The sequence below is a fragment of the Paenibacillus praedii genome (genome assembly GCF_049725345.1).
In the GTDB taxonomy this organism is placed as follows: Bacteria; Bacillota; Bacilli; order Paenibacillales; family Paenibacillaceae; genus Pristimantibacillus.
Genome location: NZ_JBMWAM010000006.1, coordinates 157,630 through 173,353, shown reverse-complemented (window position 1 = coordinate 173,353; position 15,724 = coordinate 157,630). Strand labels below are relative to the sequence as shown.

At 49.5% G+C, this 15,724-nt stretch carries 13 protein-coding genes and 1 other annotated feature; of the genes, 7 read left to right on the top strand and 6 right to left on the bottom strand.

Features of this window, described 5'->3' with window-relative positions; all coding sequences use genetic code 11:
- The first annotated feature begins 81 nt into the window (after positions 1 to 81).
- Positions 82 to 345 (top strand) — a binding site (T-box leader).
- Positions 346 to 497: 152 nt separating this feature from the next.
- Positions 498 to 1,583: an aspartate-semialdehyde dehydrogenase gene (gene asd, locus ACO9K6_RS08220; RefSeq protein WP_424767063.1), complete on the top strand. Its 1,086-nt coding sequence runs from the start codon at positions 498 to 500 to the stop codon at positions 1,581 to 1,583.
- Positions 1,584 to 1,748: 165 nt separating this feature from the next.
- Here the strand turns inward: asd and ACO9K6_RS08215 are convergent, their stop codons facing one another.
- A complete protein-coding gene (locus tag ACO9K6_RS08215; RefSeq protein ID WP_424767062.1) occupies positions 1,749 to 2,627 on the bottom strand; it encodes a DMT family transporter in 879 nt (292 codons plus the stop codon).
- 15 nt (positions 2,628 to 2,642) lie between these two features.
- Positions 2,643 to 3,422, bottom strand: a complete 780-nt coding sequence (locus ACO9K6_RS08210; protein WP_424767061.1) for a 3'-5' exonuclease — start codon at positions 3,420 to 3,422, stop codon at positions 2,643 to 2,645.
- A gap of 259 nt (positions 3,423 to 3,681) precedes the next feature.
- Here ACO9K6_RS08210 and ACO9K6_RS08205 point away from each other — a divergent pair, with 259 nt between their 5' ends.
- The 3 genes from ACO9K6_RS08205 to fumC all read left to right on the top strand — a co-directional run bounded on the left by ACO9K6_RS08205 (position 3,682) and on the right by fumC (position 6,426).
- Positions 3,682 to 3,993 (top strand): Dabb family protein, encoded by a 312-nt coding sequence (locus tag ACO9K6_RS08205; RefSeq protein WP_424767060.1) that lies wholly within the window; start codon positions 3,682 to 3,684, stop codon positions 3,991 to 3,993.
- Positions 3,994 to 4,090: 97 nt separating this feature from the next.
- Positions 4,091 to 4,759, top strand: a complete 669-nt coding sequence (locus tag ACO9K6_RS08200) for a bifunctional 2-keto-4-hydroxyglutarate aldolase/2-keto-3-deoxy-6-phosphogluconate aldolase (protein WP_424767059.1) — start codon at positions 4,091 to 4,093, stop codon at positions 4,757 to 4,759.
- A gap of 281 nt (positions 4,760 to 5,040) precedes the next feature.
- Positions 5,041 to 6,426, top strand: a complete 1,386-nt coding sequence (gene fumC / locus ACO9K6_RS08195; RefSeq protein ID WP_424767058.1) for a class II fumarate hydratase — start codon at positions 5,041 to 5,043, stop codon at positions 6,424 to 6,426.
- Between the two features lie 82 nt (positions 6,427 to 6,508).
- On the opposite strand, the gene ACO9K6_RS08190 is transcribed toward fumC, so the two are convergent.
- On the bottom strand, positions 6,509 to 7,072 hold the full coding sequence (locus ACO9K6_RS08190; RefSeq protein ID WP_424767057.1) for a guanylate kinase: 564 nt from the start codon (positions 7,070 to 7,072) through the stop codon (positions 6,509 to 6,511).
- Positions 7,073 to 7,248: 176 nt separating this feature from the next.
- Between ACO9K6_RS08190 and ACO9K6_RS08185 the strand changes: the two genes are divergently transcribed.
- Positions 7,249 to 9,198 (top strand): ABC-F family ATP-binding cassette domain-containing protein, encoded by a 1,950-nt coding sequence (locus ACO9K6_RS08185; RefSeq protein ID WP_424767056.1) that lies wholly within the window; start codon positions 7,249 to 7,251, stop codon positions 9,196 to 9,198.
- 80 nt (positions 9,199 to 9,278) lie between these two features.
- Entirely contained in the window at positions 9,279 to 9,911 is a 633-nt protein-coding gene (locus ACO9K6_RS08180; protein WP_424767055.1) for a fumarylacetoacetate hydrolase family protein, read from the top strand.
- Between the two features lie 157 nt (positions 9,912 to 10,068).
- Here the strand turns inward: ACO9K6_RS08180 and ACO9K6_RS08175 are convergent, their stop codons facing one another.
- The 3 genes from ACO9K6_RS08175 to ACO9K6_RS08165 form a co-directional block, all read right to left on the bottom strand.
- Entirely contained in the window at positions 10,069 to 10,515 is a 447-nt protein-coding gene (locus ACO9K6_RS08175) for a Dps family protein (protein WP_424767054.1), read from the bottom strand.
- A gap of 229 nt (positions 10,516 to 10,744) precedes the next feature.
- Entirely contained in the window at positions 10,745 to 12,697 is a 1,953-nt protein-coding gene (locus tag ACO9K6_RS08170; protein ID WP_424767053.1) for a glycoside hydrolase family 15 protein, read from the bottom strand.
- 4 nt (positions 12,698 to 12,701) lie between these two features.
- Entirely contained in the window at positions 12,702 to 13,730 is a 1,029-nt protein-coding gene (locus ACO9K6_RS08165; protein ID WP_424767052.1) for a LacI family DNA-binding transcriptional regulator, read from the bottom strand.
- 552 nt (positions 13,731 to 14,282) lie between these two features.
- On the opposite strand from ACO9K6_RS08165, the gene ACO9K6_RS08160 reads away from it, so the two are divergent.
- Positions 14,283 to 15,602, top strand: a complete 1,320-nt coding sequence (locus tag ACO9K6_RS08160; protein WP_424767051.1) for a sugar ABC transporter substrate-binding protein — start codon at positions 14,283 to 14,285, stop codon at positions 15,600 to 15,602.
- Positions 15,603 to 15,724 lie beyond the last annotated feature (122 nt).

Here is a 15,724-nt window from a genome sequence, read left to right as displayed (position 1 = left end):
ATGTTCAAATGTGTAATGTTTTCTAGTTTTCAAAATTCATGTTTACCTCGCAAGGGTTATTTGGTATTATAATCGCAATATTTAAATGCGATGAAGAGAAGAGTAAATAAATGAATTCCTTCACAGAGAGCTCCGTTAGCTGAAAAGGAGTAAGAGTTCCTTATTGAAAAAAGTCTCAGAGCAGCACATCGGAACCCAAGATAAAGGGGGGTGGTGTGTCAGGAGCTCCTGTTACAGAGCTACAGTATAAGCATTACATGGTAATGCCGTACTTAAAGAGGCTAATATGGCGACATATTAGCGAATTTGGGGTGGTACCACGAGTATACAAATCTCGTCCCTAAGACTGACCATAGTCTTGGGGGTGGGATTTTTTTTATTGGTGCAAAGGAAATACAGCTAATGCAGCTTACATTCAACATAAGTTACACCAAATCAGACTGTTTGAATAGTTATTTTGGAAAGATCATGCCATGTTGAAAGGAATTGAATATCTTATGACAGAAAAATTGAAGGTTGGTATTGTAGGAGGTACGGGTATGGTGGGTCAGCGGTTTGTTCAGCTGCTGGATCAGCATCCCTGGTTTAAGGTAACGGCCATTGCTGCCAGCGCCGGTTCGGCAGGCAAAACTTATGAAGAATCTGTGCAAAGCAGATGGAAGTTGTCCAGCCCAATTCCTGAAGAAGTGAAAAACATTGTCATTCAGGACGCGTCGAAAGTGGAAGAAGTGGCCAGTCAGGTCGATTTTATTTTTTGTGCAGTGGATATGAATAAAAAGGAAATTCAAGCGTTGGAAGAGGCATACGCAAAAACGGGAACGCCCGTTGTTTCCAATAATTCGGCTCACCGCTGGACGCCTGATATTCCAATGGTCATTCCGGAAATTAACCCAGGGCATATTGAAGTAATTGCTGCGCAGAGAAAACGGCTTGGAACCTCGACCGGATTTATTGCTGTTAAGCCCAACTGTTCCATTCAGAGTTATGTGCCTGCGCTTCATGCGCTGTTAGATTACAAACCAACTACAGTGGTGGCATCGACGTATCAGGCGATATCTGGAGCCGGCAAAACCTTTGCCGACTGGCCCGATATGTTAGATAATGTCATACCATATATTGGTGGCGAGGAAGAAAAAAGCGAGCAGGAGCCGCTGCGCATATGGGGCAGTATTGTAAATAATGAAATTATTAAAGCAAATGCACCATTAATTACAACGCAGTGCATTCGCGTTCCCGTATTGGATGGACATTTGGCTACCGTATTTGTATCGTTCGAGAACAAACCATCGAAGGAAGAAATTCTCGATCGCTGGCTGCAATTCAAAGGACGGCCGCAGGAGCTTGGTCTGCCAAGCGCACCAAAACAGTTTATAACTTATTTTGAAGAAGAGAACAGACCGCAGACGAAACTTGATCGTGACATTGAGCGCGGTATGGGAGTTTCGGCGGGTAGATTGCGTGCGGATTCCATATACGATTATAAATTTGTAGGCCTATCGCATAATACATTACGTGGAGCAGCGGGCGGTGCTGTTCTAATCGCAGAACTGCTAAAAGCGGAAGGATACATTCAGGCAAAGTAGAAGCATGCGCATTCATTCGAATAGCTAGACCAAACAGCAAGCATCCCGATATTTTCAGGTGCTTGCTGTTTTTCAGTTAAAAGATTTGAGATACAGCGGATTTAAGAGAGTGCTTCCTTCAGACAAACATAAAATAATGCTATGGAATGGAACTAATAGCGGAAGCTATTCCTTCCCGTGTCGAATGAACAGCCATACGCCGAATAGGATCAATGCGCCAGCGCAAAGCTGGTAGGCGGTTAAGGCTTCCTTCAGCAGTACCCATGCCAGCAGGGAGGCGATGACCGGCTCGCCTAGCACGGACATGGATACGCTGGCGGCGCTCATATGCTTTAGCAGCCAGTTGAACAAGTAATGTCCAAATAGCGTCGGAACGATCGCCAGCAGCAGGAAGATGCCCCATTCCTTAGAGCTGTAGCCAGTGAAGGGGTTGCCTCGCACGATGTTGTAAGCGGCAAGAGCAGTAGCGGCAATAAAAAATACCGAGAAGTTATAAGCAAAGGCGCTTATATTCTCGCGAAGCTGCTTGCCGATCAGCATATGAACGGCGACAGCAGCCGCTCCAAGAAACGAAAGAATATCGCCTAGCAGCGCATCTCCCGATAGGCTGAAGTCGCCAGAGCCAATGACGATGGAGCCAATCATGGCTATGCCCATTCCCCATAGCATCATGCGGTTTGCTCTCACACGGAATATGAAATAAGAGCCGAGCATTACGAGCACAGGCTCCAGCGTCAAAATAACGGTAGAGCTGGCAACGGTCGTTAATCGAAGCGAGGCCATCCACAGGAGGAAATGCAGACCAAGCATAACGCCGGATGCCGATAGCAAAAGCCACTGCCTGGCGTTCAGAGCGAACAGCTCCTCGCGATATTTCCAAACCAGCGGCAGCATGAGCAGGTTAGTCAAATACAAACGGTACATGGCGATAACAGCTACGTCAGCGCTTGACCATCGAACAAATATGGAAGAGAAGGATATGGCTATTATTCCGATTATATAGAGCAGTTCATAGGATGCGAGAGGCTTCGTGTTTAGTTTCATAAAAAGAGGCTTGTCCTATCCCGCCTGTCCGGCAGTGGACTTGGTTGCAGCCTTCTCCAGCTCAGCCTCAAAGTATTGCTGCAGCTCCGCGATCTTCCGCACATCCTCGAAGGAGGCTTTACCCGCCAAATATTTCTCGGCGAACACTTCCCATTGCGGTTTAATTTTCTGTGAGGTCATTGTGCGAATCGCGTTTTTGACCATTCTGCGCTCTTTTGCATTGGTATACGTATCCTTGAACTGCTGCTTCAGCTCGAAGTCCAGCTCGGTATAAATTTTACGGAACACCTCTGCTGTCATGCGAGCGTCATCCAAGGCGCGGTGTGCAGAGCCTTCAGCCGGTATATCCAGATCGAGCAAAGCGGCCTCGACACTGACGTCGTTCGTTACGTCTTTATAACGAGTGTAGCCCTTCAACAAATCGAAATAGTCCGCAGCGAGCCAAATGCTGTCATCGAGCTTATGCATCCGTGTATCGAAAACGATTCGTTTCATATCTTCACCGCCCCAAGTTAGGAGCAGAAATTGTTCGCTGCGGCTCAGCCATGCGATGAAATCGCCAATGACCTTAGGGAAACGGCTCGCCCGGTCGATATCCTCCTGCGGAATGCCCGTTTTCTTCTTAATGAAGTTGTTCAGCTTGGAGAAGTAGACCGGTTTGATCAAGGCAGAGAACTCATCTGTTTGCTCCAGCTTGCTGTTTAAACGAACGGCCCCAATTTCAATAACCTCCATCGGCAGCTCGCTCGCGAACTTGCGTCCGTTAAATTCAATGTCTAGTACAATATAGTCCAAAATCTATACCCCCGATTAGTCACTTACTCATGCTCTTCATTCTATCAGAAAAAACGAACGAGCAGGAGAGAACAATCTGGAAGCTTTGCGGGAGGTCGGTCATTTTAGCGGAGTTTTATCGATGCTCACCAGGACCAAACGATTATGGAGCCAGATGCTCCATCATAACGCCCCGAGGTAATTCTTGTTTCTTACAGCTGGTTATTTATGTTATTTTAAAATATAAGAGTCAAAATCAATAGAATAGGGAGCGATCGATATGGCAGCACAATCGAAAGAATGGATTTTGCATTCGGTTATTTTTAGCCTGAAGCACGAGAAGGGCTCGGAGGGGGAGCGTAAGTTTCTGGAGGATGGACAGCGCATTCTGACTTCCATTCCAGCCGTGACGAACTTCCAACTATATAAGCAAGTAAGCGCGAAAAACGACTACGACTTCGGCTTTGCCATGGAATTTGCCAATCAGGCCAATTATGATGCGTACAATGAGCATCCGCTGCATGTTCAATTTGTGAATGAGCGTTGGCTGACGGAGGTCGAGAAGTTTCTCGAAATCGACTACGCCAAGTAGGGAAGCCATTAAAGAATAGTTCGATCGGCATATAATGGGCGATAGTGATAGAACATTTTCGAATAAATATGAACAAAATAGGGAGAGGGACAGGCGGATGAAAAAGCTGAAAGTGCTGCAGCAGCTTGTGGAAGCGGGCGTTGTAGCGGTATTGCGGGCCGACTCGCCGGAGGAAGTGGCGGAAATGGCGCGCCGCGCGATCAAGGGCGGCATCAAAGCGATAGAGATTACGATGACGGTACCGTTCGCGCTTCGCGCGATCGAGCAGCTATCGAAGGAATACTCCAGCTCGGCTGCGCCTGATGCGGACAATTACGCCATTATCGGCGTAGGCACGGTGCTGGATCCGGAGACGGCTCGCGCTGCGATCTTGGCAGGGGCAGAGTATGTCGTTGCTCCAGCATTGAATCCGGATACGATTAAGCTTTGCAACCGTTATGCGATTCCGGTTATGCCGGGCACAATGACGATCCACGAAATCCAAAGCGCGCTTGAGCTAGGCGTCGATGTCGTGAAGCTATTTCCTGGAAACCTCTATTCGCCGAGCGTCATTCCGTCCATTAAAGGACCGCTGCCGCAGGCGAACATTATGCCGACTGGCGGCGTATCGCTCGATAATCTGAAGGATTGGGTCAAAGCGGGCGCGGTAGCGGTAGGCATCGGCTCCGATTTGACGAAGGACGCGGTGAAAACCGGCGATTACTCGCTGATTGAGCAGAAGGCCGCGGCATATATCGCAGCCTACAGAGAGGCGAAAGGCCAGTAAAACAATACTCTGATGGAGTGGCAAGCTCTGTCGGGGTATTTTTACGTTGAATGTGTGAAGGGGCTTTGTGACCGATGCTGAAGCGTGAGGCAAGCTGATGCTGGCCATGCATACGCCTAACCATCAGCCGAATGAATGTGCAAAACGGAAATCATTTCATTTCTCACAATTTCTTAACATCGTTATGCCAGTGATTGCTTGATTCTGAGCGAGAATAGCGTTATAACAGAAGCAGAGTCATTCTTAGACCTATCAATTGGAAAAAAGGAGTCGTTCTATTCATGGATTATCGGATTGAGAAGGATACGATGGGGGAAATTCAGGTTCCTGCGGACAAGCTGTGGGGCGCGCAAACGCAGCGGAGCCTGCAAAACTTCAAAATTAGCGGTGAGCGGATGCCGATCGAGGTCGTCTACGCTATGGCTTATATTAAGAAAGCGGCCGCTCGCGCGAACGAGAAGCTGGGCGTATTGGATGCCGCAAAATCGGCGATTATCGGCGAAGTGGTTGATGAAATCGTAGCCGGCAAATGGGATGAGCACTTCCCGCTCGTCGTATGGCAGACAGGCAGCGGTACGCAAACGAATATGAACGTGAACGAGGTTATCGCGAACCGCTCGAACAGCCTGCTTGCAGAGCGCGGCAGCGATGTGCGAATTCACCCGAATGATGATGTCAACCGTTCCCAAAGCTCAAACGATACGTTCCCGGCTGCGATGCATATCGCGGGAGTGATTGCGCTTGAGGACCGTTTGCTCCCTGCGATTGACCTTCTGAACGGTACGCTTCGCGCGAAAGCGGAGAAATTTAACGATTTGGTCAAAATCGGCCGTACGCATCTTCAGGACGCGACGCCAATTACTCTTGGCCAAGAAATTAGCGGCTGGTATTCCATGCTGGACAGAACGCGCGCGATGCTTGTACAAAGCGTAGAGCAAATGCGCGATCTTGCTCTTGGAGGTACGGCTGTAGGCACGGGTCTTAACGCTCATCCTGATTTTGCGGTAACTGTTGCAGAGGAAGTAACGACACTAACAGGCAAAAAATTTATTACAGCGGCGAATAAGTTCCACTCGCTCACAAGCCATGACCAGATCGTCTACACGCATGGCGCAGTCAAGGCGCTCGCTGCCGATTTGATGAAGATCGCCAACGATGTGCGCTGGCTGGCCAGCGGCCCGCGCTGCGGCATCGGAGAGATTTCGATTCCAGAGAACGAGCCGGGCAGCTCGATCATGCCGGGTAAAGTAAACCCGACGCAAAGCGAAGCGCTCACCATGGCCGTATGTCAGGTCATCGGCAACGATACAGCGATTTCCATGGCTGCAAGCCAAGGCAACTTCGAGCTTAACGTATTTAAGCCGGTTATTATTTATAACTTCCTGCAATCCGTAGCGCTTATGGCTGACGGCATGGTATCGTTCAACGACAATTGCGCGATCGGCATCGAGCCGAACGAAGCGGTAATCAAGCGCAACCTTGATCAATCGCTGATGCTTGTTACGGCGCTGAACCCGCACATCGGCTACGAGAATGCGGCGGCCATTGCGAAGAACGCACACAAAAATGGGCTGACGCTGAAGGAGTCGGCTATCGCGAGCGGCTTGCTTACATCAGAGCAGTTCGATGAGTATGTTCGTCCTGAGAATATGATCGGCAAACGGTAATTCTTAGGCTGAGAATAGAAGAGGGTGTCTCCCGCAGTAGAATCTGCGATGGAGACACCCTCTTTTTTTGTGTTATATCACATTATGATTTATTGTTTAAATAGCTATTTACGATTGTTTTGATTTGCTCAGCGGTACGGTCGAGCGAAAGATTCTCAATCACATGCTCGCAGTGCTTGCGATAAGTCACTTCCTCCGTATAATGACTCAGATAGCTGTTCAAAATTTCCGGGCTGGTGCCTTTGCTTTCCAGCCGTTCAGAGACGGTCCGCTTATCGACATAGATGAAGATACGTATGGCGCGTTCGCCATAAAGCCGACGGATCGTGTCCGAGCCCTCGCGATTAAGGATGAGATAAATACTTTTTCCGGCGCTCAGGGCGAGATCGAGATAACGTCTGCCGATACCGTAACGATAACGGTCGATTTTGACCATTTCGGTGAAAAAATCATTTTGATGCAGCATGTCGAACTTTTCCTCGCTGACATAACGATAGTCCTCGTCGGGACGCTCCTTGTCGCGCGGGGGCCGGTCGGTGCAGGATGGAATATGGACGATACCGGTATCCCGCAGTGCCTTATGGGCGGCTGACTTACGGCCGGAGCCGCTCGTCCCGGTAAAAATAAAGAGATAGGGGTTATTCATAGGAATTCCTCCTTTCTTATACTATGTATATCGGCATTTCATTCACAATTAATGACCATCATTATTGCGGATTTGTATGTCCTATGCGTTCGGAAAGTGAAGAGAAAGCGGGTTTGTGGTATGATACGAGTGGCTGCACTTGCGGCTATATCATTCCAAAAAAGTAGGTTTGTCCAATGCATTTATTGTCTGTTGAACATATAACGAAGAGCTATGGCGAGAAGCTGTTGTTCGAGGATGTCACGTTTGGCGTAGAGGATGGCGATAAAATCGGCATCATCGGCGTGAACGGGACGGGAAAATCAACGTTTCTCAAGGTTATTGCGGGGCTGGAGCCGGCGGATTCCGGGACGGTGTCCATTGGCAACCGGGTAACCGTGCGCATGCTGGCGCAGGACCCAGTCTTTGCTCCGGGCGAGACCACGCTCGAGCATGTGCTTGGCGGCGATTCGCCGCAGCTTAGCGCGGTGCGGGCTTATGCCGCGGCGCTGGAGGCTATCGAGCTGAAACCTAACGATCAAGCGCTGCAGGAGCAGCTGATCAAAGCAAACCAGCGTATGGATGAGCTGGATGCCTGGCAGCTGGAGAGCGATGCGAAGATGGCGCTCTCGAAGCTGGGAATAAACGACTATGAAGCGAAGGTCGAGACGCTGTCCGGCGGTCAGCGCAAGCGGGTGGCGATGGCGGCTGCGCTGCTGCTTCCCTCCGATATCCTTATCCTGGATGAGCCTACGAACCATATCGACAACGATTCGGTTACTTGGCTGGAGGGCATGCTGCAGAAACGCAGAGGCGCGCTGCTCATGATTACGCATGATCGCTATTTCCTTGATCGAGTGAGTAATCGCGTCATTGAGCTGGATAAGGGGCAGGCTCATTTCTATCAGGCTAACTATAGCCGCTTTCTTGAGCTGAAGCTGGACCGGGAGGAACGAGAAGCCGCATCGGAATCGAAGCGGCAAAATTTACTCCGGAATGAGCTGGCATGGATTCGCCGGGGCGCGAAGGCAAGGACGACGAAGCAGAAGGCGCGGATAGATCGCTTTGAAGCGTTGAAGGCTGATGCGCCTAAGCAAGCAGGCGGGAAAATGGATGTTTCTGTCGCGTCTAGCCGTCTTGGCCGTAAGATTGTTGAAATCGAAGAGGTGACGAAGCGTTTTGGCGAGCGGACGCTAATTCGTAATTTTAGCTATATTGCCGTTCCGGAGGATCGTGTAGGTATCGTCGGCCGCAACGGAAGCGGCAAGTCGACGCTGCTGAAGCTCATAGCTGGCCGGCTGCAGCCGGATGAAGGAACAGTGGAGCTTGGCGCAACGGTTAATGTGGGCTGGTTCTCACAGGAGCATGAGGAAATGGATCAATCGCTGCGTGTCATCGAGTATATCCGCGAGGGAGCGGAGCAGGTGAAGACCGCGGACGGTATGACGATATCCGCTGGCCAGATGCTGGAGCGCTTCTTATTCTCGCCGACTATGCAGTGGACCCCCATCTCGAAGCTGTCAGGCGGAGAGAAGCGGCGCTTGCAGCTGCTGCGCGTTCTGATGAATGGGCCCAACGTGCTGCTGCTCGATGAGCCGACGAATGATTTGGATATATCAACGCTGACTGTGCTTGAGGATTATTTGGATGATTTTCCGGGTGTCGTGTTCGTGGTTTCCCATGATCGCTATTTTCTTGACCGGACGGTTGACAAAATTGTTGCCTTCGAGGGCGATGGCGTCATTGCGCAGCATACAGGCAATTATACGGAGTATCAGGAATTTGTGGAAAAGCATGGCGGTGCTGCCGGTTCCAAGCCTGCAGCTGCAGGCAAGACAGCCGCCGGATCGTCCAAAGCGCCGGCTGCTGAAGCGGAAGCCAGCGCGGTGAAGCCCGCAGGCCGTGAGCGTGCGCTCAAGATGTCCTATAAGGAGCAAAAGGACTTTGAGCAGATTGACGGTTGGATTTCGGATGCGGAGGCGGAGCTGGCAAGGATTGCCGAACGCATGGAAGAGGCGAGCAGCGACTCGGTTCGCCTGCAGGAGCTTGCTGTGGAGCAGCAGCAGCTGGAGGGAAAGCTGGAACAGCTGATGGATCGTTGGACCGAGCTGAATGAGCTGGCAGAGCAAATCGCCGCTCAGAAATAAAGTGAGCTTGCTTCGAGAGTTGAACGAACGGGCTGCAATAGCTTTTGAATGGCGGATTACGGTAGAGGGGATGGTGAACAATGAGCACGAATGACATTCGCAATATTTACTGTATTGGCCGCAATTACAAGCTGCATGCACTGGAGCTGGGCAACGAGGTGCCGGATGAGCCGCTTGTATTCACGAAGCCGTCTCACGCGGTTGCGTCAATGAACGGTAACGTTATTGAGCTGCCCGGGAATGTCGGCGAGGTGCACTTTGAGCTGGAAATCGTGCTTCGGATTGGACGCGATTACAAGCCTGGCATTGATGCGGATCAGCTTGTTGACGGTATGACACTCGGACTCGATTTGACATTGCGAGACGTGCAATCCAAGCTGAAGGCGAAGGGACAGCCTTGGCTGGCGGCCAAAGGCTTCAAGGGTTCTGCCCCGCTCGGTGATTGGCTTCCATATCCGGGCGAAGCGGCTCTGGCGCAAAACGAGTTCATTCTTATAAGAAGTGGAGTGGAGGCGCAGCGAGGCAATGCCAGCGATATGCTGTTCAGCGTTTCAGAGCTTATCCACTACGTTGGCACGCATTATGGACTTGGCGCTGGCGACATCATTTATACCGGAACGCCTGCAGGTGTTGCCGCGCTGCGCGACGGCGATACGCTCGAGGCGATATGGGCAGGGGAAACAGCAGGAAGGTGTAAGATCAAGCTTATTTAGTTCGAAAGCAGCAGTGGTAGGCCGGAATCATCGCAAGAGCGGCTCTTACGCTTAAAGCTGCGGACGGATTGCGGATGGGGAACGAATAGCGTGAAAAAAAGGAAGACTGCTCCTTAGGTCAATGGACCGAGAGCAGTCTTTCTTATGCTATGAAGCATTATTTTCCGTTAAATGCGCTGAGCATCCACACATGCTTCTCCAGGGATGTATGAATGGCGAGCAGCATGTCGGCTGTCGTCTCGTCAGCAGCCTCCTGCGCCGCTTCCATGCCTTCCTTCAGCTCGCCGATGACCTTAGTGAAATCCTTGATCAGCTGATCTACCATTTGTACAGCATCCTCTTTGCCGGTTGCTTCCTTCACACTGGACGTTTCCAAATAATCCTTCATGGTCGCGATCGGTTTTCCTTTGATTGCGAGCAGACGCTCTGCGATCTCATCCACGTGAAGAGCGGCTTCCTCGTACAGCTCTTGGAATTTGGCATGCAGAGTGAAAAACTGAGGGCCGGTCACATACCAATGGTAGTTGTGCAGCTTAATGTAAAGTACGCTCCAGTTTGCGATTTGCAGATTTAAATGATCTTGAATTTTTTTCATTTGTATCATCCTTTCTGATGGTAGTGATAGTTTGCGCCATAAATGTGCTGTAAATACGAGAATGATAAGATGGACTAGAAATCTTATCCACCTCTAAATTTTAGACTAAATCCTTGTTTATAATTATTACAAACTAGGACGCTCTTGTCAATCTATTTACACCACTTTTGGGTGAATTGAAACAGGGGCCGCCCCACAGGTCATTTGCGACCTTCTGGGGCAACCCCTTATAAGTGAATTATTGAGCAGCTTTTGCTTCTGCCTCAGCTAACATAAAGATCGTTAAGATAAACATTGCATGAGACCATGTCAATGGAACGACCCATGCTGTCTCGCCGGTATTTTTGTCCACCTGCTCCGGGAGCAGACCGGTTTCTGTGCGATGGTCGATCGCCCACTTGAGCAAGCGCTTCGCATCGTCGATGCTGCCGGTTTGAATGCGATAGTGAGCCAGCCACAGCGTCGTTAGAATCCACGGATTGCCGCCGATGTAGATATCATCCTCATAGCGCTTAATACCGCCTACTCCCGGTACAGTCAATGCTGCTTCTACAGCATCCGCGGTACGACGCATGTAGTCGTGGTCCGCGTGGACCGCTTCGAATGGTACGGCGATGCCAAGCAAGCTGATGTCGAGCACCGGATCATGATCGAGCACATGCTTCTTGTAGCCTTTGTTGGCTTCTGTTATTTTTCCAGTTGCGCCTGTCGCTGCTGCCTGCTCGTACTTGCTCGCATTAACGGTGAGATTAATGCCGCGATAGAAGCTTCCGCCTTCCTCATTCCAGCATAGGTCCGTTATGGAGTTCGAAATCCGTTCAGCCGCGGCTGTCCATGCCTTAGCAAGGTCTGAACGGCCAGCAAGCTCGGCAAAGCTAGCTGCAGCCGTTAAGCCGCCGTATACTGCCGCCGAGGAGTAAGTATGCGAAGCTTCGCGCTCCTCCCATAGATCGATGCTAGGCCTAGGAAGACCGGTTTCCGCATCAAGGAAGCTCATGAGGAAGGCTGCGCCTTTCTCGACCGCCGGCCATACCAGCTCGGCGAAGCGGCTGTCCTTCTTCTCCAAATAATGCTGCCACATGCCCCAGATGATGGACGAGCCTTCATCGATTTGAAGTCCCCAGGACGGCGCAAGGCTGCCATCGTGATAATGGCGCTGCTGCCAGGAGCCGTCAGGCGATTGGGCGGTAAGTGTCCAAGCGTAGAAGCTGTCGGATAGCGAGCCAAGTCCGGCTTTATCAAGAGCGGTCGTAATGAACGCGGCATCACGGCCCCAGCAATAGGAATAGCCGCCGCAGCGTACAAAGTTTTCATCAAACTCAGGCGCAGCAATAATGCTGCCTGTCTGCTCATCGCTCATAAGCTTAAACATAAGCAAAGAACGATCAAACAGCTCTGCAATTTCGGCATCCTCGATCGGACATGGAGCTGCGGCAGCAATGAAATTATGCCAATAGCTTGTCGTTTCAGCGATCCATTCTGAGCTTGCTTTGCTCTTCGCGGTACGCATTTGCTGCAGTGCGCCTGACTCGTCATGACCAGCGGTGATGTAGACGGGAATCGTTACCGAAGAATTGGCTGCGAGGCTTTCGATGCTCCATTTCAAAGCGCCGTCCGGTCGCATGTCGATATTGTTGCCGTTAAGCTCGCCGTTCTGAACCGCGTCCCAAGCTAAGCCTGCATGGTACCCTGTGCACACGTTTGCGCTTGAAAGCGCAAAATAATATTTATGGCGGAAATGAACCAATGCGTCATCGGTCGCATTGAACATTGTTGTATTATATAACTGATTCTCAGTGACGACGAAGGAAGAATGCACGATAAATGAGAAGGAAACTGGCTTGTCGCCAGTATTGGTAAATGTATATTCACGTACAATAAGATCCTGGTCCGGCACTGCAAAGTGAAGACTTTCAATCCCAACAGGCTGCTGCTCAGAACGTGCGCTTACGCTCAAAATATTCGTTTTTGGAACATAAGCGGCTTCGTGGGACCAGCCCTCCGCGGCTTCATCGAACCAAGAAACAGCGGAATTCTCAAACTGAATGCCGGTGCGAATGGCATCGACATGCTGCGGCAAATCAATATTCGGCCACCACAGGCGATACATCTTTCCTGAGCGACCGAGCGATGCGAGAAACTTTGAGTTACCGATAATCGCATCGACTAAAAATGGTTTTTTATTCGACATGCTGTCAACTCCTTTTAGATACGGCTTGAATTGAGGATTCGCGGACGATGAGTCTGTGCGGGATAATCATGCGGTTTTGATGAACGTTCTCATCTTGAATGAGCCTAATAAGCATTTGTGAAGCGGTATAGCCAAGCTGATAAGTCCCGATATCAATAGAGCTGATCGGAGGAGTAGCAAGCTCCGAGAGCGCTATGTTATTGAAGCTGACTAAGCTGAGATCATCTGGAACTTTATAGCCAAGCTCAGTGAGACCGCGGAGAACGCCGAAGCCGACAACGTCATCGATAACGACCAGACCGCTTGGCCGTTCAGGCAAGCTCATCATAAATGACATAGCCCGATAGCCGCTTTGCTGCAGAAATTCGCCTTCAACGATCCATTCGGAACGAATTGGCAGGCCGGCATCATACATGGCTCTGCGATAGCCTTCCATTCGATCCTGCGCAACTGTAAGCGATGGCGGTCCACTAACGAAGCCGATCCTTTCATGACCTTGAATAATTAAATGCTGTGTCGCATCGTAAGCGGCTTGTTCATTATTATTGTCGACGGAGAGAATATTAGGATGATTCTCCGTGCGTCCAATTAATACGGTTGGGAAATTATGTTTGTTCAGCAAGTCAATTAAAGGATCATTCACGCGTGAGGACAGCAGGATCACGCCATCAACGCGACGTCCGAATACGAGGCGGGATATGGTCTCGGTCTCATCGCTAGGCGAGGTAGCAGCAGTCAGCAGCATATCATAACCAGCTCTGGTTGATTGGGTAAGTATTCCGCGCAGCAATTCACCGAAGAAAAAATCCTGGAATAGCTCTTCAGCTGGGCGAGGCAGCATGATGGCAAGCGTTTGGGTTGTATTCGAAACAAGGCTTTTGGCCATTGCATTTGGATGATAACCCATTTCTTCCATGAAACGTTTTACTTTCAGCGAAGTAGCCTTGCTGATTCGAGGGTGATTGGAAACCACCCTGGAAACAGTGGAAGGAGATACTCCGGCAGCTTTTGCAATATCCTTAATGGTTACCATATTATTTTGAGCCCCCATTGCGCAATCGTGCATGCTTATTGTGCTTATTCTATGCTTTATCCTAATGCAATTAATGTATTAAAGTAAATATATATCTTAGGAAGGGGTTTCACAAATGTTAAAAAACTGAAGCAGAATGAGAAAAATGATGGAAATCGAAGATAATCGTTTATTTTCATTCTATAACGGACTGTGCAAACGTTTTAACAAATCCCTTGCTTTGTTGTATGATGATTACACGAATAGAACGCTTTCAAAACAATTCCATTATGAAAAAGAAGATGAAAACGGCAAATAATCCGATTTCACAGTATTTTCTCGGAATGCATGTACAAACGTTTGCGCTCATATAGAGCATCATACTTACATAAATTAAGTTGGTGTTCGAATGCTTGTATGCGTAGGCTTTGTACGAATACAGCATTTTAGGAGAAAGGGCAGAATGGAATTTTTTGAGCGGAGCTATTCAAGCGTAAGCGGCTAGAAAGTCCTGCGGGGCAGAAGCGCGTTTCGCACGGGTAGGAAACACATTATGAAGGGGGATCACCTAGCATGAAAAAGTGGTTAGTATTGTCAATGATCGTTGCGATGTTTGTCGTTGCTGCATGCGGCGGCACGAACAACGGAGGCAACAACACAGGTGGTAACGCAACGAATGCTCCTGCTAATAATACAGGCGGCAACACAAATGCAGGCGCAGAGGATGCTGACGCAGATATCGTTCCTGAAGAGGGCGCATCGCTGCTAGTATGGGAAAGTAAAGAAGAGCGTCCATTCGTTGAGGCAATCGCGAAGGAGTTCACTGAAAAATACGGCATCGAAATTAAATTCGAGGAAATCGGCGCTGGAGACCAAGTTAACAAGCTGGTAACTGACGGCCCTGCAGGACTTGGCGCAGACGTTATATTGTTCCCGCATGACAACCTTGGTAAAGCAGTAACAGCGGGCTTGATCCTGCCGAATGATTACTATGAGGAGCAATCCAGAGCAGCTAACTCCGAAATTGCAGTAAATGCAGTTTCTTATGACGGCGTGCTTTATGGCTACCCTCGTTCCGTTGAAACCTACGCTTTGTTCTACAACAAAGCATTGATCCCGGAAGCTCCAAAAACATTCGACGAGATTGTTGAGTTTGCGAAAACGTTCAACGATCCGGCTAGCAATAAATACGCTCTTATGTGGGATGTAGGCAACTTCTATTTTAGCTACCCGTTCATCTCCACTGGCGGTTATGTATACGGCGATAACGGCCAAAACAAAGATGACATCGGTCTTAACACAGAAGGTGCTATCGAAGGCTTGACCTACTATGGCTCTCTGAAAAACAGCATTCTTCCATTGAACTCCGGCGACATCAACTATGATATCAAAAAAGGCTTCTTCACAGGCGGCACGCTTGCAATGGATATCAACGGACCTTGGACACTTGGCGACTACAGAGCCGCTGGCCTTGACTTCGGTGTAGCACCATTGCCAAGCATCAATGGTCAACCGGCATCTTCCTTCTCTGGTATCAAAGCTTGGTATGTTAACCGTTTCTCGAAATATCCGAATGCAGCGCGTTTGTTCTCGTACTATGCTTCGACCAAAGAAGCACAATTGAAAAACTTTGAAATCACAGGCGCACTTCCTGCTAATATAGAAGCGGCAAATGATCCTAAGGTTCAAGGCGATGAAATTGTAAAAGGCTTCCTGGAGCAGTTCAACCAATCGACACCAATGCCTTCCATTCCTGAAATGGGTAACGTATGGAGCCCAATCGGCGCAGCTTTCGCTGACGTTTGGAACTCCGGCAAAGATGCGAAAGAAGCGCTTGATAATGCTGTACAGCAAATCAAGGACGCGAATAACGGAGCAGCAGCCGCTCAATAATCGTTCATAATTGGATTCACCCGCCGAATGGTTTCGGCGGGTGATCCGATGTTTATGAGTCGGATTTCTGTAGAAGTATTTGATCATGCGTTACTCATATGAAAGGAAGGGAGCCGGGCGGT